Source organism: Streptomyces sp. MGP-BFMKR1 (genome assembly GCF_057766585.1).
The window spans coordinates 4,193,114-4,219,597 of sequence record NZ_CM173408.1 but is presented as its reverse complement, the minus strand read 5'-3'; the positions used below and the strand labels follow the sequence as shown (position 1 = coordinate 4,219,597).

The following is a 26,484-nucleotide window of genomic DNA, read 5'->3' as shown; positions in this document are numbered from 1 at the left end:
CGGCATGCCGCCAGTCAAGGCGGTCGGGCATATCGCCGGCATATCGAAAAGCCCATACGTTCCGGCAACGCCGCGCCGCGTTCACTGAGCGCATGACCAACAGCAAACCGGCCCACATCGCGATTTTCGGGTGCGGCCCAGATGAGGCCGCTTTGTTCCGAGAACTGGCCCCCCGTTTCGGCGTGACGACGACCCTCACCGAAGCACCGGTGACCGAGGCCAACAGCGAATTGGCGGCGGGTAGCCGATGCGTCAGCGTCGGCCACAAGGCGCCCGTATCCCGAGCCACGCTGCGCGCGCTCGCCCAGGCCGGCGTGGCGTACATCTCCACGCGGAGCATCGGATACAACCACATCGACGTGGAATACGCGGCCGGCCTCGGCATCTCGGTCGGAAACGTCAGCTATTCGCCGGACAGCGTGGCCGACTACACGTTGATGCTGATGTTGATGGCGGTGCGGGACGCGAAATCCATTATCCGTCGGACGGACGTACACGATTACCGGGCGAGCGAAGCGCGGGGGCGTGAGCTGCGCGACCTGACCGTCGGAGTGGTGGGCACGGGCCGCATCGGCGCGGCGGTCGTGGACCGGCTGCGGGGATTCGGTTGCCGAATACTGGCCCACGACCATCACCCGCGGACCGACGCCCGTTACGTTCCGCTCGACGAATTGCTGGAGCGCAGCGACCTGGTCTCGCTGCATACGCCGCTCACCGCGCGGACCCACCACCTGCTGAACCGGCGGCGCATGGCGCGGATGAAGCGCGACGCGCTGGTCGTCAACACGGGACGCGGCGCCCTCATCGATACCGAAGCCCTCCTCCAGGCTCTGGAGAGCGGCGAACTGGGCGGCGCGGCGCTGGATGTCCTCGAAGGGGAGGAAGGCGTCTTCTACGCCGACTGCCGGGACAAGCCCATCGAGAGCAAGGCGCTGGTGCGCCTGCAGGAGCTGCCGAACGTGCTGATCAGCCCGCACACCGCGTACTACACGGACCACGCGCTGCGCGACACCGTCGAGAACTCCCTCACCAACTGTCTGACATTCGAAAGCGAGAACCGGCATGGCTAGGTTGAAGGTCGGAATTCTGTTCGGGGGGCGTTCCGAGGAACACCCGATATCCATCAAGTCCGCGTGCGAGGTCGCCCGAAGCCTCGACGTCGAGAAGTACGAACCCTTCTACGTCGGGATCACCAGGAGCGGCGCGTGGCGGCTCTGTGACGGGCCCGCCGCGGACTGGGAGCGCGGCGACTGCCGCCCGGCCGTGCTGACGCCGGACAGCGGTGTGCACGGGCTGCTCGTCGAGGAGCGGGGGCGGTACGAGACGGTCAGGCTGGACGTCGTGGTGCCCGTGCTGCACGGCACGCTCGGCGAGGACGGCGCGATACAGGGCCTGCTGGAGCTCTCCGGCATTCCCTACGTCGGCTGTGACATCCAGAGTTCCGCGCTGTGCATGGACAAGTCCCTCACCTATCTCGTCGCCGCCAGCGCCGGAATCGCCACGCCGAAGTTCTGGACCGTCGCCGCGCACGAGACATTCGACGCCACGCGGCTCAGCTACCCGGTCTTCGTGAAGCCCGCCCGCTCGGGGTCGTCCTTCGGCGTGACGAAGGTGACGGAGGAAGCGGAATTGCGGGGCGCGGTGGACCTCGCCCGGCGGTATGACGCGAAGGTGCTGATCGAAGAGGCCGTCGTCGGCAGCGAGATCGGATGCGCCCTGCTGGGGAACGGACCGGATGTCTTCACGGGCGAGGTGGACCGCATCGCCCTCTCGCACGGTTTCTTCCGCATCCACCAGGAGGACGCGCCGGAGACCGGTTCCGACAACTCGAAGGCGATCGTGCCCGCCGACATACCGGAAGAGGCGCGAGCACGCGCCCAGGAAACGGCCAAGGCCATATACCGCGCCCTCGGCTGCGGCGGGCTGGCGCGAGTGGACATGTTCCTCAAGGAGGACGGCGAGGTGGTTCTCAACGAGGTCAACACCTTTCCCGGAATGACCTCGTACAGTCGCTATCCGCGCATGATGGCGGCGGCGGGCCTCTCGATGTCCGAGGTGATCGACCGTACGGTGTCGCTGGCACTGGCGGGAGAAAACCGATGACGGACGACTTCGTCTTCGTGGACGAACTCATACCCGGAATACGGTGGGACGCCAAGTACGCCACCTGGGACAACTTCACCGGAAAACCGGTGGACGGGTATCTGACCAACCGCATCGTCGGTACGAGGGCCCTGTGCGCGGCCCTGGAACGTGCCCAGGAGAAGGCCGAGTCCCTGGGCTTCGGCCTGGTGCTCTGGGACGGCTACCGCCCTCAGCGCGCCGTCGACTGCTTTCTGCGCTGGTCGCGGCAGCCGGAGGACGGCCGGACAAAGGCGCGGCACTACCCGAACATCGACCGGGCCGAGATGTTCGAAAAGGGGTACGTGGCCGCCAAGTCGGGTCACAGCCGAGGCAGCACCGTGGATCTCACGCTGTACGACCTGACCACCGGCGAGCTCGCCCCCATGGGTGGCGGCCACGACCTGATGGATTCCCTCTCCCATCACGGCGCGGCGGGAATCACCCGGGCCGAAGCGACGAACCGGGAACACCTGCGTTCGATCATGGAGGCTTGCGGATTCGCCGCGTACGCGTGCGAGTGGTGGCATTACACGCTGAGGGCGGAGCCTTATCCGGACACGTATTTCGACTTCCCCATCACGTAGGCGCCCCGGGCCGTCGAGCCGGTACCCGTGGTCGGGCTCGCCCGGGCGCCCGCGGAGCGCCCGTAAAAGCGGGGGACGGTCGGTGGGGGGCCGGGACATCATGCCTGGCGTGGACCTGACGAAGAGGGCGACGGGCCGGACCCGTACGCGCTGGGGCGTGCTCGCCCAGCGGGACTTCCGGCTGCTGTGGGTGGGCGAGACCGCGAGCGGGTTGGGCAACGGCATCACCGCGGTGGCCCTGCCACTGATCGCGGTCGAGGTGTTGGACGCCAGCTCCACCGCCGTCGGCCTACTCGCCGCCGCGGTGTGGCTGCCCTGGCTGGTGGTGGGGTTGCCGGTGGGCGCGTGGGTGGACAGGACACGCAAGCGTCCGCTGATGCTCGCGTGCGACCTGGTGTCCGCCGCGGCCCTGCTGAGCATCCCCATGGCGGCGTGGCTCGGCGCGCTCACGTACGGACACCTGGTCGGCGTCGCCCTGGTGTGCGGCACGGCGGCCGTGTGCTTCAACCCGGCCTACCACGCGTACATACGCACCGTCCTCGACGGGCGGGACCTGCTCGAAGGCAACGCCAAGCTCCAGGGCAGCGAGGCCGCGACCCAAGTGGTCGGTCCTGGCGCGGCGGGGCTGCTCGCGCAGGCGTGCGGCGCGGTGGCCGCGCTCGTGGCCGACGCGGTGACGTTCCTGGTCTCCGCGCTCTGCCTGCGACGGATCGCGGTGGTCGAGCCGGACCGCGCCCCCGAAGCCGAACGGGTACCCCTGCGGCGGCAGATCGGCGAGGGGCTCCGCTTCGTGGGTCGGGACCGGTACCTGCGGTCGATGGTGGCGTGGGGCGCCGTGATCAACATGGCGCTGATGGGCTACCAGGCGGTGCAGGTCGTGTTCCTGGTGCGCACCGTCGGGTTGAACCCGGCCATGGTCGGCCTGTTGCTGACCAGTGGCAGCGCCGGCGGCATCGTGGGGGCGCTGGTGGCGACGCGGGCCACCCGGCGGTTCGGCACCGCGCGCGGCCTGCTGCTCCTCCAGGCCGTCACCGCGCCGTTCGTGTTGCTCCTGCCGATGACGACGGCCGGGCCTGGGCTGTCGCTGTTCGCGGCGGGGGCGTTCACCGTCGGGATCGGCGTCTCCGTGGCCAACGTCGTGGTCGGCAGCTTCCGGCAGAGCTACTGCCCGCCCCACCTGCTCGGCCGGGTCGTGGCGACGGCCATGGTGATCAACCACAGCACCATCCCGCTCGGCTCGCTCGTCGGCGGCGTGCTGGGGGACGCCGTCGGCTACCGCACCACCATGTGGATCATGACGGCCATCGTGGCCCCGTCCTGGCTCATCCTCGCCATGAGCCCGATGCGCCGCCAGCGCGACCTGCCCCGGGAGCGGGCGGGATCGGACACGGAACCGCGGGTGGAGACGGGTGCGCGGACGGAGTCGGGTGCGCCGGCGGAGTCGGGTGCTCGGGCGGAGTCGGGTGCGCAGGCGGAGGCGCAGACCTCGCGATGGTGACGCGCCCGCGCGCCGGCGGGCGCCCGTGGTGGGCGTCCGCCGGCGCGGCGGTGGTTCGCGCGTCAGGACTTGTCGCGCTTCGCGGCGTCCGCCGCCGCCTGCTTGGCCTCGACCTCCGGGTCGAGCCCGTCCCGCTCGGCGCGCTCGGCCGGCGTCAGGGGCTCGCGGTCGCCGACCTCCGTCGCGGCCGGCGGCTCCACCAGCCAGTCCGGGTTGGCCTGCTTGTCCCACCACTTCCACGCGGCGTACGCCCCACCGGTCAACAGCCCCAGTACGACGAACCGCTTGGCGAACTTGCCCCGGCGCGCGCGCCGGCGCTGCTTCTTCTGTAGCCGTTCGACGTCGGCCGCGGTGATCTGGCCACGGAGCGCGGCCAGGGCCGCGCCGCCGCGCGCCGCGGCCTCCTCGCGCACCGGGTCCGCCGCGGCGCGGGCGTTGGCCAGCGCGCTCTCCACGCGGGGGCCGGTGTAGTCGGCGGCCTGGCGCGCGGCCCTGCGGGTGCGGGCCGCGGCGCGGTGCGCGGCGCGGTCCACCGTGGGCGGCACGGCGCCGCGCGCGTGTTCGATGCGCGGGGCGAGGCGGCTGTGGTACTGGTCGCTGGCCGTCGCCCGGGCCTGGTGTGCCGCGTGCGACACCTTCGGCGCGAGCTTGGCGCGGGCCTCGTACGCGTAGTGCACGGCGGCTTCCTTGGCCTGGCTGGCGTGTGGCCCCACCACCTCCACCGCGTGGCGGACGCTCTCCTTGGCCGGGCCGGTCGCGTCTCGCACGCTGTCCTTGCGGGTCACGGAATTTCCTCCTCCTCGGTGGCGTATCCGGGGTCCGTCAGACGCCCCTCGACGCTTAGGTCGCCTTTCCACCCATTTGCAGATCATGCCTGTTCGTTGATCGCCGGGCACCTGCGGTCGGGCATCCGGGTCATAGGGGCCCTGCGCGTACAAGGCTACGGAAAGGGGCGCCGCGCGCTGTTTCCGGCGGCTACTCGTCTCCCCGGCGTCCATGCGAGGATCGGGAGACGTCCAGTGAGAACTATGGAAGGTAGATCGTGGCTGAGCAGCTCTACGCCACCCTGAAGACCAACAATGGGGACATCGAGGTCCGGTTGCTGCCGAACCACGCACCCAAGACGGTCAAGAACTTCGTCGAACTCGCCGAGGGAACGCGCGAGTGGATCGACCCGACGACCGGCAAGGCGTCCAAGAAGAAGCTGTACGACGGCACGGTCTTTCACCGGGTGATCAGCGGCTTCATGCTCCAGGGCGGCGACCCCCTGGGCAACGGCACCGGCGGTCCGGGCTACAAGTTCGGGGACGAGTTCCACCCCGACCTGTCCTTCAACAAGCCGTACCTGCTGGCCATGGCGAACGCGGGCCCGGGCACCAACGGCTCGCAGTTCTTCATCACGGTCTCGCCCACCACGTGGCTCACCGGCAAGCACACCATCTTCGGTGAGGTGACCAACGACGCCAGCAAGAAGGTCGTGGACGCCATCGCGAACACGGAGACCAACCCGCGCACCGACCGCCCGGTCAACGACGTGGTCATCGAGTCCGTGGTGATCGAGACCCGCGAGGGCTGAGCACCGCGCCACTTCGCCGCACCATCCGCCGCGCCGCCCCGGCCCCGCCGGGGCGGCGCGGCGTGGGCGGCACCACCGCGCGCCCGTCCGGCCGGGCGTGGGCCGACATCGGGCGCGGGGGCGAGGAACCATCCCACCCCGCCCATCCGTACACCCCACAGGCGGGTGGCGCGACGGTCGTACACTGCCCGGCGCACGGGCACCGGGGGAGAGGTAAGGGGAGACCATGGAGGACCAGGCGGTCTGCTGCTACCGGCACCCGGAGCGGGAGACGGGGGTCAGTTGCACCCGCTGTGACCGGCCGATCTGCCCCGAGTGCATGGTCAGTGCCTCGGTCGGCTTCCACTGCCCGGAGTGCGCGGGCGGGGCCCACGCCAGCGGTGGCGGCGGGTCGTCCGGCAGTGGCCTGCGGCGGCCGGCGAGCACCCAGCCCCGGACGATCGCGGGCGGCTCGCTCGCGAGCGACCCCCGGCTGATCACCAAGATCCTGTTGGCGATCAACGTGCTGGTCTGGATCGTCGTGCTGTCCAACGGCAACCAGATGATCAACGATTGGGCGATGGTGGGCGAGTGGCCGCCGTCCGACTCCGGTTTCGCGCCGGTCCAGGGCGTCGCCGAGGGCGAGTGGTACCGCCTGCTGACGGCCACGTTCCTGCACGAGGAGGCGTTTCACATCGCCTTCAACATGCTCTCGCTCTGGTGGCTCGGCGCCCCGCTGGAGGCGGCGCTCGGCCGGGTCCGTTTCCTGGCGCTCTACCTGCTGTCCGCGCTCGGCGGCAGCGCGCTCAGCTACCTGCTGGCCGACGCCTCGCAGGCGTCGCTCGGCGCCTCCGGTGCGATCTTCGGCCTGCTCGGCGCCACGGCCGTGCTGATGCGCCGGCTCAACTACGACATGCGCCCGGTCGTCATCCTCCTGGCGCTGAACCTGGTCTTCACCTTCGCCTGGAGCGACATCGCCTGGCAGGCGCACATCGGCGGCCTGATCGTGGGCACCGCGGTGGCCTACGGCATGGTCCACGCCCCGCGCGAGCGCCGCGACCTGGTGCAGGCCGGGACCTGTGTGGCGGTGTTCCTGGTCATCCTGGGCACGGTGCTGCTGCGCACCGCGCAGCTCACGGGCTGAGCCCGGCCGGAGCTCGCGCGGGCGGGTACGCGCGGGCGCGCGGAAACCCTATGAGTGACTGGCCCACGGGGGTTGTCCACAGCGCGCCGCGTGTCCTGTGGGAACGTCTGTCCAGGTGCGTACGGAGGGGCGTTTCCGCAGGCAGACGCGGTATGGGCGGTAGTGAGCAGGGCTCGGGGCGGTCACACCGGCGTCAACATCGCGGAGGTTATCCACAGATCGTCGTAAGTTTTCCCCACTGTGGATCGCTCTGTGGATAACTCAGGTCAGAGCTTGCCCGCCCGGACGCGAACACCGCGCCCGCGGCGCATCCCGGGGGCGACCGACCCTGCCACACCGGGCCCGACTCCGCCACCTCCCGTACGCACGCGGCGACGGGGGCAACGACCGGCAGCGGCCGGCGCCGCCCCCACCGGCGAGCAACACACGGCGAGCAACACACGGCGAGCAACACCCGGCGCGCAACGCCCGGCGCGCTCGTCCCCTCGCGCTCGCCCAGCGAGGCGCTGTCGCACGACGAGCGGCTCCGGGCCCGCGGGTGGCGTCACGCGGGCGAGCGGCGCTCAGGCGGCGGGCGGCGTCAGGCAGCGCGTGGCGTCACGCGGCGTGCGGTGCACGCGACGAGCGGTGCCACGGCGTCATGCGGTGTGCGGCTACTTCCACTGCGTCGAGACGACGAACCCCGCCGCGATGAAGCCGAACCCGACGACGATGTTCCAGTTGCCGATCGGGTCGATGGGCAGGCTGCCGTCGGTCACGTAGAAGACCACGATCCAGGCCAGGCCGATCAGGAACATGGCCAGCATCAGCGGCGCGACCCAGCTCCGCCCGCTGTTCAGATTTATGGTCGTGGCCTGCTTCGCCGACGGCGGCGTGAAGTCGTCCTTCTTGCGGATACGTGACTTCGGCACGAGGAACTCTCCTGTCGATGCGCTGCGTGACCGCGCGGAAACCTAGTGGGACGGGGCGCCGGGAGCACTGAGCGGGGAGCACTTCCTTTCTCCCGGGCGTCCGTTAGCGTAGTGCTTCCGCGGCGTCGAGAGAGATAAGGGTACGTTGAGTAATTCAGCCGACTCCCCTGGACCGGCCCCTCGGCGCTTCGCTTTTCGCCCGATCCGGTTGTTGACGATCGCCATCTTCGCCCTCGCCGGGCTTATTTTCTGGATCAGCTTCAACACCGCCCAGGGCACCAACATCCGCAGCGACGAGTCCATGCTGCGGCTGTCGGACCTCATCCAGGCCCGCAGCGACAAGAACGCCGCGCTGGACGAGAAGACCGCGAAGATGCGCTCCGACGTGGACGCGTTGCTGCACCGCGACGACGACCGCAGCGCGGCCGACGAGGAGCGGCTGCGCGCGCTGGAGAAGGCGGCGGGCACCCAGAAGCTGCGCGGCAGCGCGGTCACGGTCACCCTCACCGACGCCCCGCCGAACGCCACCCCCAGGATCTCCGGCGTGCCCGACCCGCAACCCAACGACCTGGTCATCCACCAGCAGGACCTGCAGGCCGTCGTCAACGCGCTGTGGCAGGGCGGCGCCGAGGGCATCCGGGTGATGGACCAGCGGCTGATCTCCACCAGCGCCGTGCGCTGCGTCGGCAACACGCTGATCCTCCAGGGCCGCGTCTACTCCCCGCCGTACAAGATCACCGCCGTGGGCGAGGTCTCCGCGCTGCGCGACGCGCTCCGGGAGTCCCCGGCGATCCAGAACTACCAGGAGTACGTGAAGGCGTACGGCCTCGGCTGGCAGGTCGACGAGCACGACTCGGTGACGCTGCCCGGCTACTCCGGCACGGTCGACCTGCACCACGCCCGCCCCGCCGACTAGCGGCGCGCCGCCGGCCCCCGCGCCCCGCGCCCACCGGGCGGCCCGCCCCCCCCTCGCGCCCCAAGCCGCCGGCGCGTCCCGCCCCGCGCGCGACGCCCGGCCCCCGAAGACCGCCGGCGCTCCCGACAGCGATCCGCCCCGAAACGATCCCGGCCGCGCCCCGACCCGCCCCGGCGGGCCCGCGCGCGCCGCCCGGAGCGTCCCCCGCCTCTTGTCCGGCTGGCCCACGACCCGGCCACCGCGCCCCTTACCCTGGTTCCGCAAGCGACTCATCCATCGGCTCAACGGCAAGTAGGGGCGGCATGTACGGCTGGATCTGGCGGCACCTGCCGGGCAACGCGTGGGTGCGGGCACTGATTTCGCTGCTGCTCGTGCTCGCCGTCGTCTACGTGCTCTTCCAGTACGTCTTTCCGTGGGCGGAGCCGCTGCTGCCGTTCAACGACGTGACGGTTGATGAGTGACCGCGGCGACGGCAGGAACCGATACGGCAGGAACGGCAGGCACCCGATGACCGCGCGCATTCTCGTCGTGGACAACTACGACAGCTTCGTCTTCAACCTCGTCCAGTACCTCTACCAACTCGACGCCACCTGCGAGGTGCTGCGCAACGACGAGGTGGAGCCCGCGCACGCCGACGACGGCTTCGACGGGGTACTGCTCTCCCCCGGGCCCGGCACCCCCGAGCAGGCGGGTGTCTGCGTGGACATGGTGCGGCACTGCGCGCGGACCGGCGTGCCCGTCTTCGGCGTGTGCCTGGGCATGCAGTCGATGGCCGTCGCGTACGGCGGTGTCGTCGGGCGCGCCCCCGAGCTGCTGCACGGCAAGACCTCCGCGGTCACCCACGACGGCGCCGGCGTCTTCAGCGGGCTGCCGTCCCCCTTCACCGCGACCCGCTACCACTCGCTCTCCGTCGAGAACGGCGCCTTCCCCGCCGAGCTGGAGGCCACCGCCTGGACCGACGCCCCGGGCGAGGGCCCGGGTGGCGGCGCGGGCGCGAGCCGCATCGTGATGGGCCTGCGCCACCGGGAACTGCCCATCGAGGGCGTGCAGTTCCACCCGGAGTCGGTGCTCACCGAGTGGGGGCACCTCATGCTGGCGAACTGGCTGACCCGGTGCGGCGACGCGGGCGCGGTGGAGCGGGCGGTGGGGCTGGCGCCGGTGGTCGGCAAGGCCGGGGCGTGACCGCACTGCGCCCCGACCGCGCAGCCGCCGCCCCCCGCCCGGGCCCGACCGACAGCACGGCTCCGGCCGACCCGATCGCGACCACCGGCGCCGGAGCGACCGACACCGCCGCCCGGGACACTGTCGCCCGGGGCACCACTGCCCCAGGTACCACTGCCCCAGGTACCGCCGCCCCGGGCGCTGGCCGGCCCGCCGCCGGTCGGCCGTCCAACGAGGAGACGGTGGGCCTCCGCGTGCCAGGGCTGGTGCGCCGCGGCGCACCGGGGCCCGGGCCGATGCCCCCGTTGGTGGACGCGGAGACGATGGCCCTGCGTCAGGCGCGGCCACCGCGGCGCGGGGAGTTCCCGCTCCCGCCCGAACGGCCGCGCCCGTCGGCCGGCGACGCACCCGGCGGCCGGGCCGCGCGGCGCAAGGCCGCCCGCAAGGCGGCGGGCCGCGCCGGCCGTCGCGCCGCCGCCCGCCGCGCGCCCGGAGCCGCCCGCGCCGGCCCGCCGGCCGTGGCGAACGCCGGGGCCGCGACCGGACCCGCGGCGCCCACGACCCGGCTGGCGGCCCGCCGGGCCGAGCGGGCGCGCAGGCCCGGCGTGGCGACCCTGGTCAGCCGGGGGTTGGGCGAGCTGTTCATCACCATCGGGGTGCTGATGCTGCTGTTCGTGGCGTACCAGCTCTGGTGGACGAACATCATCGCGCAGCAGCAGGCGCGGGAAGAGCGCGAGAAGTTACAGAAGCAGTGGGCGCAGGACGACAAGCGGGCGCCCGGGGAGTTCGAGCCCGGCGAGGGGTTCGCGATCATGTACATCCCCAAGCTCGACGTGGTGGTCCCGGTGGCCGAGGGGATCGATAAGCGGAACGTGCTGGACCGCGGCATGGTCGGCCACTACGGCACCGGAAAGCTCAGGACCGCCATGCCGTCGGACAAGCGGGGCAACTTCGCGGTCGCCGGCCACCGCAACACGCACGGTGAACCCTTCCGCTACATCAACCGGCTCCAGCCCGGCGACCCGATCGTCGTGGAGACCCAGGACGCCTACTACACGTACGAGATGGCCGCCATCCTCCCGGAGACCTCGCCGTCCAACATCGGCGTCATCGGCCCCGTACCGCCCGGTTCCGGCTTCACCGGACCGGGGCGCTATCTCACGATGACGACGTGCACGCCGGAATTCACCAGTAAGTATCGAATGATCGTGTGGGGCAAGATGGTTGAGGAGCGCCCCCGCTCCCAGGGCAAACCGGACCCGCTGGTGAAGTGAGCGGACCCGGCGGACCGGGAGGGGCGGTAGCTCGACCGAGGTGCGAGGGCACCCGGTGGCGAACCAGGAACGAGGTACGACGCGGTGGTACGGACCGACGAGGACGGCCGGGGCGAGCAGCCGGGCGGGCCGGGCGCCACGACCGCCGCACCGCCGCGCGGCAGTCGCACCCGGAGCCGGATCGCGACCGCCGTCGGCGTCTTCGGCGAGCTGCTGATCACGGTGGGCGTGCTGCTCGCCCTGTTCGTCGTCTACTCGCTGTGGTGGACGAACGTGATCGCCGACCGGGAGGCGAAGAAGCAGTCCGACAAGGTGCGCGAGAACTGGGCCAAGGGCCCGGGCGCCCTCGACACCAGGGACGGCATCGGCTTCCTGCACGCCCCCGGCCTCAAGGAGGGCGAGATACTCGTCAAGAAGGGCACCGCCACCAAGACCCTCAACAACGGCGTCGCCGGCTACTACACCAAGCCGGTCAAGTCCGCGATGCCGTGGGACAAGAAGGGCAACTTCACGCTGGCGGCGCACCGCGACGGCCACGGCGCCAAGTTCCACAACATCGACAAGCTGGACGAGGGCGACGCGGTCGTCTTCGAGACCCGCGACGTCTGGTACGTCTACCGCGTCTACGCGAAGCTCCCGGAGACCTCCAAGTACAACGTGGACGTCCTCGCGCCGATACCCAAGGAGTCCGGCAAGAAGAAGCCCGGACGCTACCTCACCCTCTCGACCTGCACCCCCGTCTACACCTCCCGGCACCGCTACATCGTGTGGGCGGAGCTGGAACGCACCGAGAAGGTGGACGCGAACCGCACCGAGCCGGCGGAGCTGCGCTAGGCCCGCGCGGCTCCCCTTCCGCCGCCGGGCCCCGCCCCCGCCCCCGCCGGAGCCACGCTCCACCCGCCCTCGCGGCCTCCCACCCTCCCGCTCCCACGGCCTCTCGCTCCCACGCGCCGCCCGGAGCGCCCACGCGCCGCCCCGAAGCGCCCGCTCGCCGCCCCAGGCCGCCCGCTCAGCGCCCCGCGACCCACCCCGCGCCTCCAGCGCGCTCCACCCCGCCCCCGCGCCGGCCACGGCGCGCCTGCGCCCGTAGCGCGCCCGGTGCGCGCCTGACGCCCGGCCGCGCAGGGCGCGACCTACGGCGAACGGCCCGCCGTCCGCGCCGAGGAGCGCGGACGACGGGCCGTCCGTCAGGTGCTGTGGCCGGCGCCCGGACGGTCCCGGCGGGGCCGCGGACCGCGCCTGGCACGGTGGCCGGGGGTCAGCCGAACCAGCCTCCGTTGCCTCCGTTGCCTCCGTTGCCGCCGTTCCCGTGCTCGCCGCCGTTGTCCCCGCCACCCGGCGTGCCGCCGCTGATCGTGGTGAGGTTCACCGCGGTGTCCTTCGGGACCTGGCTGCCGGCGCCGGGCTGCGAGAGCAGCACGACGGCGTTGTCGTCCTGCGGGCCCCTGACCTCGCCGACCCGCAGGCCGAGGCCCTCCAGGGTGGCGCGGGCGTCGCCGAGCTTCTGCTGGGTGAGCACCGGCACCTGGACCGGGGCCTCGCTCTCGTCGCCGCCGTCGCCCCCTTCGTCACCGCCCTCGTCGCCCTCCTCGGGCGCCTTGGCGATCGTCAGGGTGACCACGGACTCCGGCACCACCGGGGTGCCGCCGGTCGGGGTCTGGCTGATGACCGTGCCGGCCGGCTTGTCCGGGCTCTCCTGTTCCTGGGTCTCGACCTTCAGGCCCTGGCCCGTCAGGATTTGCTTGGCCTCGTCGGCGGACTTGCCCAGCACGTCCAGGACGGTGACCTGCTCCTTCTTCTTGGCCACCGTCAGCGTGACCTCGGTGCCCTTGCGGACCTTGGTGCCGCCGTCCGGGGTCTGGCTCAGGACCTTGCCGGCCTCCTGGTCGGACTCGGTCTGCTCGACGACCACCGTGAACTCCTTCTCCTCCAGGAGTTTCTTGGCGTTGTCGACCTGCTTCTCGGTGACGTCGGGCACCTCGACCTTGGTGACCGCGAGCCCCTTCGACAGCACTACCTCGACGGTGCCGTTCCGCTTGACCTCGGCGTCCGGGCCGAACGCGGGCGTCTGTTCGCAGACCGTTCCCTTGGGCTGCTTGCAGAACTTCGCCTCGCCCTCCTCGATCGTGAAGTCGCCGTTCTCGGCCGTCTTCTGGGCCTCCGCGAGCGTCTTGCCGACCAGGTTGGGCACGTCGACCATACTGTCGTTCTTGTCGCCGCCGAACAGCGCCTTGCCGATGAAGATCGCGCCCACCAGCACCAGGATCGCGGCGATGACCAGCAGGATCGTCGAGGTGTGGCTCTTCTTCTCGCCGCGGTGCCGATCCCCGCGCTCGTCGTAGCCGAAGCCGCCGTCGTCGTCGCGCGCGGGCGGCAGCATGGTCGTCTGCGCCGCGGCGTCCTGCGGCCGGAGCATGGCCGTCGGCTGGTCGTCGCCGTAGCCGACGGCGCCGAGCGCGGCCGTGGCCGCCACCGGCTGCCCGTCGAGGGCCGCCTCGATGTCGGCGCGCATCTCGTCGGCCGACTGGTAGCGGTAGTCCGGGTCCTTCACCAGCGCCCGCAACACGATCGCGTCCATCTCGGGCGTGATCTCGGGGTCGTACGCGCTGGGCGGCTGCGGCTCCTCGCGCACGTGCTGGTAGGCGACGGCCACCGGCGAGTCGCCGACGAACGGGGGCCGCACCGTCAGCAGTTCGTACAGCAGGCAGCCGGTCGAGTAGAGGTCGCTGCGCGCGTCCACCTGCTCGCCCTTGGCCTGCTCGGGCGAGAGGTACTGGGCGGTGCCGATGACGGCGGCGGTCTGGGTCATCGTCATGCCGGACTCGCCCATCGCGCGCGCGATGCCGAAGTCCATCACCTTGACCTGGCCGGTGCGCGTCAGCATGACGTTGGCCGGCTTGATGTCGCGGTGGACGATCTGGTTGCGGTGCGAGTACTCCAGGGCCTGCAGGATGCCGACGGTCATCTCCATCGACCGCTCGGGCAGCAACTTCCGCCCGGAGTGGAGCAGTTCGCGAAGGGTCGAGCCGTCGACGTACTCCATCACGATGTAGGGGATCGAGACGCCGTCGACGTAGTCCTCGCCGGTGTCGTACACCGCGACGATCGCGGGATGGTTGAGCGAGGCGGCCGACTGGGCCTCACGGCGGAACCGGGCCTGGAACGACGGGTCGCGTGCGAGGTCGACCCGTAGCGTCTTCACAGCGACGGTGCGGCCCAGGCGCGTGTCATGGGCGAGGTAGACCTCCGCCATGCCACCGCGGCCGAGCACCGAGCCCAGCTCGTACCGGCCGCCGAGGCGACGCGGCTCTTCCATAGCTTCTCCAGCCCTCTCCGTCATTCCCGACCGCACCGGTGTGGGGGCCCGGCGGTGTGCTGCTCGGCATACCGTACCCGCCGCGTATCACGGGTCCTGGCCGCCACCGTGACCTGATATCCGACCGGTATCGCGCCGTGCGGAGATCTGGATCATCGGGGTGGCCTGGGTCACTTCTCGCTGTCGAGCACGGCCTTCATGACGGACTTGGCGATCGGCGCCGCCAGCCCGCCACCGGAGATGTCGCCGCGGGACGCCTGCGAGTCCTCGACCACCACCGCGACCGCCACCGGGGAGCCGTCCTCGCCCTTGGCGTAGGAGATGAACCAGGCGTACGGCTTCTCGCTGTTGGCCACACCGCGCTGGGCGGTGCCGGTCTTGCCACCGACGGTGACGCCGGAGATGCGGGCGCTGGTTCCCGTGCCCTTCTCGACGACGTTCTCCATCATGTCCTGGAGCTTGTGCGCGGTCTCCGACGACATGGGCCGCGACATCTCGTCGGGCTCGGTCTGCTCGACCACGTTGAGGTTGGGCGCCCGCAGCTTGTCGACCATGTACGGCTTCATCATCTTGCCGTCGTTGGCGATCGCCGCGGTGACCATGGCCATCTGGAGCGGCGTCGCGCGGTTGCTCGCCTGGCCGATGCCGGCCATCGCGTTCTGCGGCCGGTTGTCCTCGGGGTAGACGCTCGCGGCGGTACGCACCGGGGTGTCGACGGTCTCGTTGAACCCGAACTTCTCGGCCTGCTCGATCATCTTCTCGTTGCCGAGGTCATCGCTGATCTTGCCGAAGACCGTGTTGCACGAGACCTGGAGGGCCAGCTTGAGGCTGGCGTCCTTGCAGGGGATGTTTCCCTCGTTCGGCAGCGGCTGGCCGGTGGTCAGCGGCAGCTTCCACGGCAGCGGCGAGTTGGTCTTCTCGTCGATGCTGTCGTACAGGCCGTTCTCCAGGGCGGCGGCGGCCGTGACGACCTTGAACGTGGAGCCGGGCGGGTACGTCTGGCGCAGCGCCCGGTTGAGCATCGGGACGTCCTTGTTGTTCTTCTCGTCCAGCCGCTTCCACTCCTCCTCGTCCTTCTTCGAGCCGCCCGCGATGGTGGACGGGTCGTAGCTCGGCGTGGAGGCCAGGGCGAGGATCTTGCCGGTGCGCGGGTCGAGCGCGGCGACGGCACCCTTCTTGCTGCCGAGCCCCTCGAAGGCGGCTTTCTGGGCCTTGGCGTTCAGGGTGGTGATGACGTCGCCACCCTTCTTGCTCTTGCCCGTGATCATGTCGAGGGTGCGGTTGAAGAACAGCCGGTCGTCGTCGCCGGTCAGGATGCCGTCGTGCAGGTTCTCCAACTGCGTGGCGCCGTAGACCTGCGAGGCGTAGCCGGTGACCGGCGCCCACATCTCGCCGTCGGTGTACGTGCGCTTGTACTTGAAGTCGGTTCCGTTGGTCTCCTTGGAACCGGTGATGGCCTTGCCGTCCACGATGATGTTGCCGCGCGGCTGGCTGTAGCGGGCGATCTCCACGCGGCGGTTGTGCTTGTGGTCGGCCAGCTCGTCGGCCTGCACGAACTGGATCCAGTTGTCGCGCACCAGCAGGGCGAGGACCAGAAGCCCGCAGAAGATCGCGATCCGGCGCAGGGGCTTGTTCACGGTCGGACCACCTGGGTCATCTCGGCGTCGGGTGAGGGAGCGGGGGCGGGGGCCGGGCGGCGCGCGGTGTCACTGATCTTGATCAGGATGGCGACCAGCGCCCAGTTGGCCATCACGGACGAACCACCCGCCGCCAGGAACGGCATGGTCATACCCGTCAGCGGGATCAGCCCCATCACGCCGCCGGCGACGACGAAGACCTGGATGCCGAAGGCCGCCGAGAGGCCGATGGCCAGCAGCTTGCCGAACGGGTCACGGGCGGCCAGCGCCGTGCGCACGCCGCGCTCCACGATCAACCCGTACAGCAGCAGGATCGCCATCGTGCCGGCCAGGCCCAGCTCCTCGCCGACGGTGGCCAGGATGAAGTCGGAGTTGGCGGCGAAGCCGATCAGGTCGGAGTTGCCCTGCCCGAGCCCGGTGCCCATCACGCCGCCGGAGCCGAACGCCATCAGCGCCTGCGCGATCTGCTCGGTGCCCTGACCGGTGTCGTAGACCGCGAACGGGTCGAGCCAGGCGTCCACGCGCTGCTGCACGTGCGGCTCGAAGGTGGCCACGCCCACCGCGCCGATCGCCGACATCAACAGGCCGAACACGATCCAGCTCGTGCGCTCGGTCGCCACGTACAGCATCACGACGAACATGCCGAAGAACAGCAGCGAGGTGCCGAGGTCGGTCTCGAAGACCAGGATCAGGATGCTCATCGCCCACACGACGAGGATCGGCCCCAGGTCACGCCCGCGCGGCAGGTAGAGCCCCATGAAGCGGCGGCTGGCCAGCGCCAGCGCGTCCCGCTTGACCATCAGGTAGCCGGCGAAGAACACCGCGATCACGATCTTCGCGAACTCGGCCGGCTGGATGGAGAAACCGGCCACGGTCACCCAGATGCGGGCACCGAACTTGGCCGGAAAGAAGACCGGCATCACGAGCAGGACCAGCGCGCCGGCCATCGAGATGTACGTGTAGCGCTGCAGGATGCGGTGGTCCTTGAGCAGCATCAGCACGCCGATGAAGAACGCCACGCCCATCGCCGAGTACATGAGCTGGTTCGGCGCCGACGCCTGGTAGGCGAAGCCCTGCGCCTCGGCCGTCCTGGCCAGCCGCTCCGACTGGTCGAGGCGCCAGATCAACACCAGGCCGAGCCCGTTGAGCAACGTCGCCAGCGGCAACAGCAACGGGTCGGCGTACGGCGCGAACTTGCGCACCACGATGTGGCCCACGCTGGCCAGCAGCCCGAGGCCCAGGCCGTAGCTGAGCATGCCCGACGGCATCTCGTCGCTGAGCGCGAGGCCCACGTTGGCGTACGCGAACACCGGGATGATCACCGCGAAGGCGAGCATCGCGAGCTCGGTGTTGCGACGGCTCGGCGGACCGGCCGTACTGATCGTGGTCGTGCTGGTGGTACTGCTGCTCATCGCTGGCGGCCCCCTACCGCTTCACTGCTGGGTGCCGCCGCACTCGTCGGCCAGTTCGCGCTCCGCCGGGGACAGCGAGGGCGTTGGCGTCGGGGTGGGGGACGGAGTGGTCGTGTCGGTACGGGGCTGCGCGCCTGGCTTGCCGGCCTGGTCGCCGGTCTGGCCCTCTCCCTTGCCGAGGTCCCGCTGCTGGTCCTCGGCCTTCTCGCGCTCTTCCTGAGCGCGCTTCTGCTGGTCGAGCTTCTGGCAGGTGCCGGCGAGCAGGCCCAGTTGCTTCGCCTTCTTCCGGGCCTGTCCCAGGTCGCTCATCGCGATGGTGTCCTCGACGCGACCACGCTGGTCCACCGGCAGGTACCTGAGTTCGATGTCCGCGAAGTCCTGGTGGACCTTGTTGAGGCTGATCCACGCCAGGTCCTGGCTGATGCCCTGGTAGATGGCCACGTGGTCACCGTTGGCGCCGACGTAGTACTGGTTCTGGGTCCAGCGGTAGCCGCCGTACAACCCGCCGCCGACCACCGCGAGCGCCAGCGCGATGTACGCCGAGCGCTTGATCCACTTGCTGCGACCGCCCTTGGTGAGCGCCTCGCCGCCGTCCGGGTAGCCGCCGAAAGCGCCGTCGTTGGGCCGGCCGATGGACGGCTCGCCGCTGCCGGGCGGGCCGAAGCCGCCCGCGTCCTCGCCGCTGGCCTGCGGCGGCACGGGCTTCCTGCCCAGTTCGGCGGCGCGACCCGCGGGGGTCTGCGCGGCGCCGCCGTCACCGAGCTGGATCTGGTTCTCGGCCACCGCGCCGACGATCACCGGGGTGTCGTTGAGCTGCGCGGTCATCGCGTCGCCGCCGTCCACGTCCAGGACGTCCGCGACGATGCACGTGATGTTGTCCGGGCCGCCACCGCGCAGCGCGAGCTGGATCAGCTCCTGCACGGTCTCGTGCGGCCCCTGGTAGCTGGCCAGCGTCTCCTCGAGGGTCTGGTGACTGACCACGCCGGACAGCCCGTCCGAGCAGATCAGGTACCGGTCCCCGGCCCGCACCTCGCGGATCGACAGGTCGGGCTCGACGTGGTCACCGCTGCCCAGGGCTCGCATCAGCAGCGACCGCTGCGGGTGTGTGGTGGCCTCCTCCTCGGTGATCCGCCCCTCGTCCACCAGCCGCTGCACCCAGGTGTGGTCCTGGGTGATCTGGGTCAGGGCGCCGTCGCGCAACAGGTACGCGCGCGAGTCACCGACGTGTACGAGGCCGAGCCGCTGACCGGTCCACAGGAGCGCGGTGAGCGTGGTGCCCATGCCCTCGAGCTGCGGGTCCTCCTCGACCATGACGCGCAGTTGGTCGTTGGCCCGCTGCAGGGCGCTGCCCAGCGAGGTGAGGATGTCGGAACCGGGCACGTCGTCGTCGAGCTGGACGAGGGTGGAGATCACTTCCGAACTGGCGACCTCACCGGCCGCCTGCCCGCCCATGCCGTCGGCGATGGCCAGCAGCCTGGGGCCGGCGTAGCCGGAGTCCTCGTTGCCCTCCCGGATCATGCCCTTGTGCGATCCGGCGGCGAAACGCAGCGACAGACTCATGCGCACCTCGCCCGTCGGCTCCGGGTACATCCGCACGGTGCCCACCCTCCGGTCGTCATGTTCCTACTACTTCCGCAGCTCGATGACGGTTTTGCCGATGCGGATCGGCGCACCGAGCGGAATCGGCGTCGGCGTGGTGAGCCGGGTCCGGTCGAGATACGTACCGTTCGTGGACCCGAGATCCTCGACGATCCACTGCCCGTCACGGTCTGGATAGATCCTGGCATGCCTGCTGGAGGCGTAGTCGTCGTCCAGCACAATCGTCGAGTCGTGGGCCCGACCGAGCGAGATCGTCTGGCCCTGGAGGGCGACGGTGGTACCGGTGAGGGTGCCCTCGGACACCACCAGCTTGGTGGGGGCGCCGCGCCGCTGCCGACCGCCCCCCCGGCCGCCGGGCTGCTGTTGCTGCCGCTGCTGCGGTGGGCTCGCCTGCTGCCGCTGCGCCCGGTCGCTGCCGCGCCGTGACCCGCGCTGGGTCACCCGCGTACCGAACAGATCGCTGCGGATGACCTGTACGGCCACGATGACGAACAGCCACAGTACGGCGAGGAAACCCAACCGCATGACCGTGAGGGTCAGCTCTGACATTGCCCCCGCTTCACCCTTCGGCTTGCCGATAAACGATGGTGGTGCTGCCCACGACGACGCGGGAGCCGTCGCGGAGCGTAGCGCGCGTGGTGTGCTGTCCGTCTACCACGATGCCGTTGGTCGATCCCAGATCCTGGACCGTCGAGGGCGTTCCGACCCGGATCTCGCAATGCCGGCGCGAGACGCCCGGATCGTCGATCCGCACGTCGGCGTCCGTGCTCCGACCCAGCACCAGGGTGGGCCGGGAAATCTGATGGCGGGTGCCGTTGATCTCGATCCACCGCCGCGTCTGCGCTCCCGGGTGCGGCCCCGCGCCGGGCTGACCCGCCCGCGGCGCGGGACGCGCCCCGGGCGGCGGGGCACTGGGCATCGGCGGCGGACCACCGGGCGCGTGCCCCCCACGGGGCGGCACCGCCCGCAATCCCGGTCCCTGCCCGCCCTGCCCGGGCGGCGGTCCCTGCGGGGCGCCGTGCGGCGGCCCCGCGGCCGGGCCCGGCTGCGGGCTCTGACTCTGACTCGCGGCGAGTGTGCGGCTGCGCACCCGGTACAGACCGGTGTCGAGGTCGTCGGCCTTCTCCAGGTGCACCTTGATGGTGCCCATGAAGGTGTAGCGCTGCTGCTGGGCGTAGTCGCGGACCATGCCAGACAACTCGTCACCGAGCTGTCCCGAGTACGGGCTGAGCCGCTCGAAGTCCGGCGCGCTCAGCTCGACGATGAAGTCATTGGGGACGACGGTGCGGTCGCGGTTCCAGATGGTGGCGTTGTTGTCGCACTCACGCTGGAGCGCCCCCGCGATCTCGACCGGCTGGACTTCGGACTTGAACACCTTGGCGAAGGTGCCGTTCACGAGACCTTCGAGACGCTGCTCGAAGCGCTTCAGTACTCCCACGGGGCACCTCCTTCCTTAGTCTTCCTCGGTCGTGTCGTCTTGATACTGCTTACTGATCGTATCCACGCGTCGGGAAATCGGCTGGTTCCCCTTCCTGGCCCGGTGCGAGGAGTGTCACCCCTCACAGCGGAGTCTCCCCCTTCACCGGGATCGTAGATGTGCCCCAGAGCTAGTGTCCCGCAACTGAGCGGGTCCCCGGGTCGGCTGGGGGTCTGTTGGCCGATGGGGTGCGGATAACGGGTGTGAAGGCACCCCGGCCAGCGTGCTAATCTTCTCGATGTCGGAAGGCGCCCCCACCGAAAGCGGATGGCCCCCCACCGGTCGATTTCGATCGGAGAGGCACATCACTTAAGGTGAGCAAGTCTCACGACGACACCCATGCGCGGGTGGCGGAATAGGCAGACGCGCTGGATTCAGGTTCCAGTGCCCGAAAGGGCGTGGGGGTTCAACTCCCCCCTCGCGCACAGAGAAGAACCCCCGCTCCGGAGAAATCCGGAGCGGGGGTTCTTTCGTTGCGCCCGCGTTTCGGCGGGCGGGCGGCGCGGCTGCGCGCCTGTGCTCGCACGCGTGGGCGTGGGGGTGGGCGGGGCGGGGTGCTCGTATGTCGGCGCGGCTGCGCGACCGCGTCCCTACGTGCCTGCGTGCTTGCGTTTCTGCGTGGCTGCGCGCCTGCGTGCTTCCGTTTCTGCGGGTGCGGGTGCGGGTGCGGGTGCGGGTGCGGGTGCGGGTGCGGGTGCGGGTGCGGGGGTGCGGGTGCCCGCTGATCCGCGTCGCGTGGCTGGGCTTCTGCGGCTTCGGTGGGCCTGGGCGGGCCCTGCGTGCGCTCGGTGCTCGCGGTCCGGTGGCGTACGGGGCCGGGCTGGCGGTGGCGTACGGGGAGGCTGTGCGGGGTGGCGGTCGGGTCGCGTGGTGCGGGGGTGGCGGCGTGTGGGCGGACGCCCGTTGCCGCCACCCCCGCGCCGTGCTCCGGGTACGCGTCCGGGCCTGACCCCGCGCGGGGTCAGGCCCGGTGAGGCCAGGTCCGGTGGGGTCGGGCTCAGAAGCGTGCGGCCAGGGCCTTGGCCTTGGTGGTGGCGTCCTCGTGGGCCTTGGCGCGCGAGGCGTCGGACAGCTCGACGAGGTCCGCCATGGCCGGCGTCGTACGGGCGAGGGTCAGCTCGGGAACGATGAAGTCCACGTCGAGGCCGAGCATGCCGTTCAGGGCCTTCTCCAGGTAGTTCTGGACGAACTCGAAGGATTCCCTCGGAGTGCCGGGCGCGTACGAGCCGCCACGGCTGGCCACCACGGTGACCGGGGTGCCCGCCGCCGACGGGGTTTCGCCCGCCGTACGACCCACGATGATCACCTGGTCGAGCCACGTCTTGAGGGTGGAGGGGATCGTGAAGTTGTACATCGGGGCGCCGATGAGCACCGCGTCGGCCCGCTCCAGCTCCTCGGCTAGCTCGACGCGCAGGGCGAAGGCGGCCCGCTGCTCGGGGGTGTGCTCGGCGGGGTCGGAGAAGCCGGCGGTCGCGGATATCTCGTCGATGTGGGGCAGCGGGTCGGCGGCCAGGTCCCGGTAGATGACCGTGCCGTTCGGGTGCTGCTCCTCCCATGCCGTGCGGAAGGACGCCGTCACGGCGCGCGAGGCGGAGGCGTCCAGCGAGTAGAGCGACGAGTCGAGGTGCAGCAGGGTGGGCATGGCGTGCCTCCGGAATTCGTACGTCTCGGGCGTGACAAGGGGTGATGTGGCCGGCGCTGCCGACGTCGCACGGCGTGGCCTGCGGCTGAACTTCCGTGCGTACCTATTGATAACACAGCAGCTTACTTTTTTATAGCTGCGAAGGGTTGAGCGGTACCCTGAGGTCATGACGGACGCGACCGAACACAGCTGCAGGCAGGCCGATGCCGGCGTGACGCGCGTCTTCGGGCTGTTCGGTAAGCGCTGGACCGGCCTGATCGTGGCCACGTTGATGAACGGCGGGGGCAACTTCGCCGAGTTGCGCCGGGCCATCCCCGGGATCAGCGAGCGCATGCTCTCCGACCGGCTCTCCGAGCTGGCCGCCGTCGGCCTGGTCTCCCGCGAGGTGGACCCCGGCCCGCCGCTGCGGGTCTTCTACCGCCTCACCGAGGGCGGCGAGGCCATGGAACCCGCCCTCAAGGCCCTCGGCGCCTGGGCCGAGACGTACCTGCCCGACGGCGGCCAGTGCCCTGATCGCTTCCGCACGTGAAGTGTGGTGCGCACGTGAAGTGTGGTGCGCGCGTGAGGCGACGCGCTGGCGTGGTGCGGGCGTGAGACGACGCGCTGGCGTGGTGCGGGCGTGCGTTTCGTGCGGATGTGGGCGGGTGTGCTGCGGGACGCGGGCGCGCGTGGGCGGGGCGCGTATGCGCGTGGGCGGGTTACCGACGCGGGTGACGTGCTACGGGCGGACGTGGGCGTGCGTGGGCTTCGGGTCTGATGGGGGTGGGCTGCGGCGCTGTTCCGCTGGTGGGGCGGGGGCTGGTCAGTCGAGGGGGTCGCTCGTCGCGTTGTAGCGGCGCAGGTACGTCGCGAACTGTTCGAGGTCGGCGACGTCCCAGTCCGCGAGGCGGCGCTGCATGAGGGCCCGGCGGCTGGCCGTCACACCGCGGAGGACCTCGGTACCGGACGCGGTGAGGTGCAGGACCTGCACCCGGTGGTCGGCGGGGTCCGTTCGGCGCTCGACGTATCCGAGCCGCTCCAGGGCGGAGATCTGGCGGCTGACGGTGGACTTGTCCAGGAGGTAGTGCGCCGCGAGATCGGTGGCGCGGCAGCCGTCCGAGTCCTCCAGGTGCGCGAGCAGGGTGAAGGAGACCAACGACAGCTCGGGGTGAATGCGGGCGGCCACGGCGCGGGCCCGCCGGGCGAAGGTGGTCATCTCGCGCCGAATGGTCTCCACGGAGGCGTCTCGGTCCACCACGCTGCTCCTCGTCCTCCCGGTTGCGGCTTCCTTGCGACAAGGCACTGTCCACAGTAGGGCGTACTGCCTGGCGCGACGTTCCCGCTGGTCAGGGCGGCCCTCTGGCGTTGGCGGCCACTCGAACGTGGCCTTGCCGAGCGCGACCTCACGAGGTTATCCACAGGTCGCCACCGACCTCCCGACCTGTAGGTACCGTTCCCTCACACGCACCGAACCGGGTGCGCGTCGGGGTTGGGGAGGTCGAAGCGGTGGCTGCCGAGAGCGGTTCTGACGCGGTCGTGACGAACGCGGTCGTGACGAACGCGGTCGTGACGGACGTGGGCGTGTCTGACGTGGACGTGCCTGGGGCGGACGTGCCTGGGGTGGGCCCGTCTGGCGTGGTGGTGGCCGACGCGGTCTCGCCTCATGTGGCTCAGGTGCTTGATGCGTCTGGGGCGATGATGTCCGGGGCCGTGGTGTCCGGCGCGGGGCTGCCTGGCGTGGTCGCGTCTGGGGCCGTGGTCGCCGGCGCGGTGGTGCACGGTGTCGATGCGCCGGGTGGGGCGCTGGTCGGAGCGGCGGTCGGTGGTGGGGTGATGGGCGGGCTGCCGGGTGACACAGGGCCGGCGGGCGCGGAGCGCGTGGCGTACGGGGAGCGGGTGCCGCACGTGCCGGGCTTCGCCCGGCGCGACGGGACCGGCCTCGGCAAGCGCGAGGGGAAGGCGCTGCGGGAGCGGATGCCGCGCCACGCGCACGCCCGCTTCGAGCCCGACGGCCAGCGCCCCGATGCCGTCACCGCCGTACGCGAGTCCAACGCCGGGCGGCTGGCCGAGCTGGTCCCCATCCGCGTCGGCCGCATGGTGGCCTCCCCCTTCGCCTTCCTGCGCGGCACGGCCGGCCTGATGGCCCACGACCTGGCCCACGGGTCCACGACCGGCATCGGGGCGCAGTTGTGCGGGGACGCGCACGCGGCCAACTTCGGCCTCTACGGGGACGCGCGCGGGCGGCTGGTCATGGACCTCAACGACTTCGACGAGACCGTGTACGGGCCCTGGGAGTGGGACCTCAAGCGGCTCGCGGCCTCGCTGGTGCTCGCGGGGCGCGAGGCCGGCGCGGACGAGGACGTGTGCCGCGCGGCGGCCCGGGACGCGGCGGGCGCCTACCGCCGCACCATGCGGCTGCTGGCCAAACTGCCGACCGCCGAGGCGTGGAACGCCATAGCCGACGAGGAACTCGTCTCCCACACGGATGCGAAGGACCTGCTCGGCACGTTGGAACGGGTCTCGGAGAAGGCCCGGCGCAACACCAGCGCGCGCTTCGCGGCCCGCTCGACCGAGGCCACGCCCGACGGCGGACGACGCTTCGTGGACGCCCCGCCGGTCCTGCGCCGGGTGCCCGACGAGGAGGCCGCGGCAGTGACCCTGGCGCTCGGGGACTACCTGCGCACCCTGCCGGAGGACCGACTGCCGCTGCTGGCCCGGTACGCGGTGCACGACGTGGCCTTCCGCGTGGTCGGCACCGGCAGCGTCGGCACTCGCTCGTACGTGGTGCTGCTGCTCGACCACCGGGGCGAGCCGCTGGTGCTCCAGGTGAAGGAGGCCAGGCTCTCCGCGCTACTCCCCCATGTGAGCAAGATCTCCTTGGACCCGCGCTGGAGCGCGGCGCCCGCGCCCGCGGCCGAGCAGCACGAGGGCAGGCGCGTGGTGCTCGGGCAGAAGCGGATACAGGTGGTCAGCGACCAGTTGCTGGGCTGGACGACGGTGGCCGGGCGGCCGTACCAGGTGCGGCAGTTCCGCAACCGCAAGGGAAGCGTGGACCCAGCGGCCCTGGCCGCGGACCAGATCGACGACTACGCCCGGATGACGGGCGCGCTGCTGGCCCGGGCCCACTCACACAGCGCGGACCCGCGCGTCATCGGCGGCTACTGCGGCAAGGGAGAGAAGTTGGACGAGGCGATGGCGGAGTTCGCGACGGCCTACGCGGACCGCACCGAGGCCGACCACGCACACCTGGTTACCGCCGTGCGGGCCGGGCGAATAGCGGCTGAACTCGGCGTGTGAACCGGACGCGGCGGGGCTGGCGAGGCGGCCCGTAGGCTGGCTGCGTGACGAACCCCGAAGCGCAGACGAACGAGGAAGCGCGCCAGCAGCAGGCAGACTCCGCGCCGGGGGCCCCGCCACGCCCCGAGGAACGGCTAGAGCGCGCGGTGCGGGCCGCCGAGCAGGCGTTGATCGAGTTCGAGATCGCGCTGGAGACCTTCCGGGTCGAGGTGGAGAACTTCTCCCGGCTGCACCACCAGCGTCTGGGCCCCATGTACACACGGCTGGACGAACTCGACGCCCTGATCGCGGAAGCGATCGCGGCGCGGTCGGGCGACGAGGAAGACCTGCGCCGGGCGCGGGAGGCGCGTTCGCTGGTGCTGCCCATGCCGCAGGTGGAGGAGCTGTTCCAGGGCTGGATGGACTCCGACGGGATCTCGCCCGAGGCCCAGTCGATGCTCACCGAACGCTCGGTCAAGCCTCCGCCCCGGGTCCGGCCCAGTGACGAGGCCCGTCGCGTCTTCCGCGACTTGGTCCGCAAGGCCCACCCCGACCTGGCCCGCGAGGACGCCGAACGAGAGCGCCGGGAGGCGTTCCTCGTCCGGGTCAACGCCGCCTACGCGGACGGAAACACCGAGGAGCTACTCGAACTCGCCGCGGAGTGGGAGTCCGGCCCACCCCCCGAGCCGCAGTGGCCCAGCCGCAGCGAGGAACTCTACGCGCGGCTCGAATGGCTCGCCGCACGGAAGGAACTGCTGGCGACCATGGCGGAGGAGCTGGAGTCCAGCGCCATCGGCGCCATGATCAAGATGGCCCAGGACGACCCGGACGGCCTGCTCGAAGAGATCGCCGAGCAACTGCTCGCCCAGGTCGCCGAGCGCGAGGCCCAGCTCGCGGAACTGCTCGGCTAGCAGGCGGCCGGGCCGGAGCGAACGCGTCGGGTGGGCGGTCGGTCCGGCGGGTGGGCGTGCGCGCGTGC

24 protein-coding genes and 1 tRNA gene are annotated in these 26,484 nt (G+C 71.1%); 15 read left to right on the top strand and 10 right to left on the bottom strand.

What is annotated here, in order from left to right; translation table 11 throughout:
* Positions 1-92: 92 nt before the first annotated feature.
* The 4 genes from AC3CHW_RS16260 (at position 93) to AC3CHW_RS16245 (ending at position 4,206) form a co-directional block, all read left to right on the top strand.
* Positions 93-1,070 carry a D-isomer specific 2-hydroxyacid dehydrogenase family protein gene (locus AC3CHW_RS16260; protein WP_459250310.1) on the top strand — a complete coding sequence of 326 codons (978 nt, stop codon included), beginning with the start codon at positions 93-95 and terminating at the stop codon, positions 1,068-1,070.
* On the top strand, positions 1,063-2,103 hold the full coding sequence (vanA, locus tag AC3CHW_RS16255) for a D-alanine--(R)-lactate ligase (protein WP_488470920.1): 1,041 nt from the start codon (positions 1,063-1,065) through the stop codon (positions 2,101-2,103). Before AC3CHW_RS16260 ends, vanA begins: the two co-directional genes overlap by 8 nt.
* Complete coding sequence (vanX, locus tag AC3CHW_RS16250; RefSeq protein WP_488470919.1) at positions 2,100-2,708, top strand: D-Ala-D-Ala dipeptidase VanX; 609 nt, start codon at positions 2,100-2,102, stop codon at positions 2,706-2,708. Before vanA ends, vanX begins: the two co-directional genes overlap by 4 nt.
* Before the next feature lie 109 nt (positions 2,709-2,817).
* Positions 2,818-4,206: an MFS transporter gene (locus tag AC3CHW_RS16245; protein WP_488470918.1), complete on the top strand. Its 1,389-nt coding sequence runs from the start codon at positions 2,818-2,820 to the stop codon at positions 4,204-4,206.
* A gap of 62 nt (positions 4,207-4,268) precedes the next feature.
* Here the strand turns inward: AC3CHW_RS16245 and AC3CHW_RS16240 are convergent, their stop codons facing one another.
* Positions 4,269-4,991 (bottom strand): DUF5324 family protein, encoded by a 723-nt coding sequence (locus AC3CHW_RS16240; RefSeq protein WP_398610920.1) that lies wholly within the window; start codon positions 4,989-4,991, stop codon positions 4,269-4,271.
* Between the two features lie 257 nt (positions 4,992-5,248).
* Between AC3CHW_RS16240 and AC3CHW_RS16235 the strand changes: the two genes are divergently transcribed.
* The gene (locus AC3CHW_RS16235) at positions 5,249-5,782 is read left to right on the top strand and encodes a peptidylprolyl isomerase (protein ID WP_176162937.1); all 534 of its coding nucleotides are present in this window, start codon (positions 5,249-5,251) and stop codon (positions 5,780-5,782) included.
* A gap of 226 nt (positions 5,783-6,008) precedes the next feature.
* Entirely contained in the window at positions 6,009-6,905 is an 897-nt protein-coding gene (locus AC3CHW_RS16230; RefSeq protein ID WP_398612179.1) for a rhomboid family intramembrane serine protease, read from the top strand.
* A 653-nt stretch (positions 6,906-7,558) separates the two neighbouring features.
* Here AC3CHW_RS16230 and crgA read toward each other — a convergent pair.
* A complete protein-coding gene (crgA, locus tag AC3CHW_RS16225) occupies positions 7,559-7,816 on the bottom strand; it encodes a cell division protein CrgA (RefSeq protein WP_176162939.1) in 258 nt (85 codons plus the stop codon).
* A gap of 145 nt (positions 7,817-7,961) precedes the next feature.
* On the opposite strand from crgA, the gene AC3CHW_RS16220 reads away from it, so the two are divergent.
* From AC3CHW_RS16220 to AC3CHW_RS16200, 5 genes are all read left to right on the top strand, one after another.
* Entirely contained in the window at positions 7,962-8,732 is a 771-nt protein-coding gene (locus tag AC3CHW_RS16220; protein ID WP_381158501.1) for a DUF881 domain-containing protein, read from the top strand.
* A gap of 302 nt (positions 8,733-9,034) precedes the next feature.
* The gene (locus AC3CHW_RS16215; RefSeq protein WP_176162941.1) at positions 9,035-9,193 is read left to right on the top strand and encodes a hypothetical protein; all 159 of its coding nucleotides are present in this window, start codon (positions 9,035-9,037) and stop codon (positions 9,191-9,193) included.
* Between the two features lie 46 nt (positions 9,194-9,239).
* Entirely contained in the window at positions 9,240-9,914 is a 675-nt protein-coding gene (locus AC3CHW_RS16210) for an aminodeoxychorismate/anthranilate synthase component II (protein WP_488470917.1), read from the top strand.
* Positions 9,911-11,167, top strand: a complete 1,257-nt coding sequence (locus AC3CHW_RS16205; RefSeq protein ID WP_488470916.1) for a class E sortase — start codon at positions 9,911-9,913, stop codon at positions 11,165-11,167. Before AC3CHW_RS16210 ends, AC3CHW_RS16205 begins: the two co-directional genes overlap by 4 nt.
* 84 nt (positions 11,168-11,251) lie before the next feature.
* Entirely contained in the window at positions 11,252-12,001 is a 750-nt protein-coding gene (locus tag AC3CHW_RS16200; protein WP_488470915.1) for a class E sortase, read from the top strand.
* 424 nt (positions 12,002-12,425) lie between these two features.
* Here AC3CHW_RS16200 and pknB read toward each other — a convergent pair whose 3' ends face one another.
* The 6 genes from pknB to AC3CHW_RS16170 all read right to left on the bottom strand — a co-directional run bounded on the left by pknB (position 12,426) and on the right by AC3CHW_RS16170 (position 20,569).
* Entirely contained in the window at positions 12,426-14,483 is a 2,058-nt protein-coding gene (pknB, locus tag AC3CHW_RS16195) for a Stk1 family PASTA domain-containing Ser/Thr kinase (protein WP_488470914.1), read from the bottom strand.
* 170 nt (positions 14,484-14,653) lie between these two features.
* Positions 14,654-16,120 carry a peptidoglycan D,D-transpeptidase FtsI family protein gene (locus AC3CHW_RS16190; RefSeq protein ID WP_398612184.1) on the bottom strand — a complete coding sequence of 489 codons (1,467 nt, stop codon included), beginning with the start codon at positions 16,118-16,120 and terminating at the stop codon, positions 14,654-14,656.
* Positions 16,117-17,532 carry an FtsW/RodA/SpoVE family cell cycle protein gene (locus AC3CHW_RS16185; RefSeq protein WP_359320569.1) on the bottom strand — a complete coding sequence of 472 codons (1,416 nt, stop codon included), beginning with the start codon at positions 17,530-17,532 and terminating at the stop codon, positions 16,117-16,119. Before AC3CHW_RS16185 ends, AC3CHW_RS16190 begins: the two co-directional genes overlap by 4 nt.
* A 21-nt stretch (positions 17,533-17,553) precedes the next feature.
* Entirely contained in the window at positions 17,554-19,092 is a 1,539-nt protein-coding gene (locus AC3CHW_RS16180; protein ID WP_398612199.1) for a Stp1/IreP family PP2C-type Ser/Thr phosphatase, read from the bottom strand.
* A gap of 66 nt (positions 19,093-19,158) precedes the next feature.
* Positions 19,159-19,680, bottom strand: coding sequence for an FHA domain-containing protein FhaB/FipA (locus AC3CHW_RS16175; RefSeq protein ID WP_187089277.1), 522 nt, complete (start codon positions 19,678-19,680; stop codon positions 19,159-19,161).
* A gap of 10 nt (positions 19,681-19,690) precedes the next feature.
* Positions 19,691-20,569: an FHA domain-containing protein gene (locus AC3CHW_RS16170; RefSeq protein WP_176162948.1), complete on the bottom strand. Its 879-nt coding sequence runs from the start codon at positions 20,567-20,569 to the stop codon at positions 19,691-19,693.
* 380 nt (positions 20,570-20,949) lie between these two features.
* Between AC3CHW_RS16170 and AC3CHW_RS16165 the strand changes: the two genes are divergently transcribed.
* Positions 20,950-21,033 (top strand) — tRNA-Leu (locus AC3CHW_RS16165).
* A 572-nt stretch (positions 21,034-21,605) separates the two neighbouring features.
* Here AC3CHW_RS16165 and AC3CHW_RS16160 read toward each other — a convergent pair.
* Positions 21,606-22,250, bottom strand: a complete 645-nt coding sequence (locus tag AC3CHW_RS16160) for an FMN-dependent NADH-azoreductase (RefSeq protein ID WP_398612185.1) — start codon at positions 22,248-22,250, stop codon at positions 21,606-21,608.
* Positions 22,251-22,416: 166 nt separating this feature from the next.
* Here AC3CHW_RS16160 and AC3CHW_RS16155 point away from each other — a divergent pair, with 166 nt between their 5' ends.
* Entirely contained in the window at positions 22,417-22,779 is a 363-nt protein-coding gene (locus AC3CHW_RS16155; protein WP_187089280.1) for a winged helix-turn-helix transcriptional regulator, read from the top strand.
* A gap of 273 nt (positions 22,780-23,052) precedes the next feature.
* Here AC3CHW_RS16155 and AC3CHW_RS16150 read toward each other — a convergent pair whose 3' ends face one another.
* Positions 23,053-23,487, bottom strand: coding sequence for a MarR family winged helix-turn-helix transcriptional regulator (locus AC3CHW_RS16150; RefSeq protein WP_398612186.1), 435 nt, complete (start codon positions 23,485-23,487; stop codon positions 23,053-23,055).
* A gap of 575 nt (positions 23,488-24,062) precedes the next feature.
* Between AC3CHW_RS16150 and AC3CHW_RS16145 the strand changes: the two genes are divergently transcribed.
* Together AC3CHW_RS16145 and AC3CHW_RS16140 are read left to right on the top strand one after the other, a co-directional pair.
* The gene (locus tag AC3CHW_RS16145) at positions 24,063-25,526 is read left to right on the top strand and encodes a DUF2252 domain-containing protein (protein ID WP_488471073.1); all 1,464 of its coding nucleotides are present in this window, start codon (positions 24,063-24,065) and stop codon (positions 25,524-25,526) included.
* Positions 25,527-25,570: 44 nt separating this feature from the next.
* Positions 25,571-26,416: a hypothetical protein gene (locus tag AC3CHW_RS16140; protein WP_398612187.1), complete on the top strand. Its 846-nt coding sequence runs from the start codon at positions 25,571-25,573 to the stop codon at positions 26,414-26,416.
* The last annotated feature ends 68 nt before the right edge of the window (positions 26,417-26,484 follow it).

What these genes read in the sequence shown, in the direction of transcription:
- AC3CHW_RS16260 (WP_459250310.1), top strand. Translation starts at nt 93, where the DNA reads ATGACCAACAGCAAACCGGCCCACATCGCGATTTTCGGGTGCGGCCCA.
- vanA (WP_488470920.1), top strand. Translation starts at nt 1,063, where the DNA reads ATGGCTAGGTTGAAGGTCGGAATTCTGTTCGGGGGGCGTTCCGAGGAA.
- vanX (WP_488470919.1), top strand. Translation starts at nt 2,100, where the DNA reads ATGACGGACGACTTCGTCTTCGTGGACGAACTCATACCCGGAATACGG.
- AC3CHW_RS16230 (WP_398612179.1), top strand. Translation starts at nt 6,009, where the DNA reads ATGGAGGACCAGGCGGTCTGCTGCTACCGGCACCCGGAGCGGGAGACG.
- AC3CHW_RS16215 (WP_176162941.1), top strand. Translation starts at nt 9,035, where the DNA reads ATGTACGGCTGGATCTGGCGGCACCTGCCGGGCAACGCGTGGGTGCGG.
- AC3CHW_RS16210 (WP_488470917.1), top strand. Translation starts at nt 9,240, where the DNA reads ATGACCGCGCGCATTCTCGTCGTGGACAACTACGACAGCTTCGTCTTC.
- pknB (WP_488470914.1), bottom strand. Translation starts at nt 14,483, where the DNA reads ATGGAAGAGCCGCGTCGCCTCGGCGGCCGGTACGAGCTGGGCTCGGTG.
- AC3CHW_RS16185 (WP_359320569.1), bottom strand. Translation starts at nt 17,532, where the DNA reads ATGAGCAGCAGTACCACCAGCACGACCACGATCAGTACGGCCGGTCCG.
- AC3CHW_RS16180 (WP_398612199.1), bottom strand. Translation starts at nt 19,092, where the DNA reads ATGAGTCTGTCGCTGCGTTTCGCCGCCGGATCGCACAAGGGCATGATC.
- AC3CHW_RS16175 (WP_187089277.1), bottom strand. Translation starts at nt 19,680, where the DNA reads ATGTCAGAGCTGACCCTCACGGTCATGCGGTTGGGTTTCCTCGCCGTA.
- AC3CHW_RS16160 (WP_398612185.1), bottom strand. Translation starts at nt 22,250, where the DNA reads ATGCCCACCCTGCTGCACCTCGACTCGTCGCTCTACTCGCTGGACGCC.
- AC3CHW_RS16155 (WP_187089280.1), top strand. Translation starts at nt 22,417, where the DNA reads ATGACGGACGCGACCGAACACAGCTGCAGGCAGGCCGATGCCGGCGTG.
- AC3CHW_RS16145 (WP_488471073.1), top strand. Translation starts at nt 24,063, where the DNA reads ATGGGCGGGCTGCCGGGTGACACAGGGCCGGCGGGCGCGGAGCGCGTG.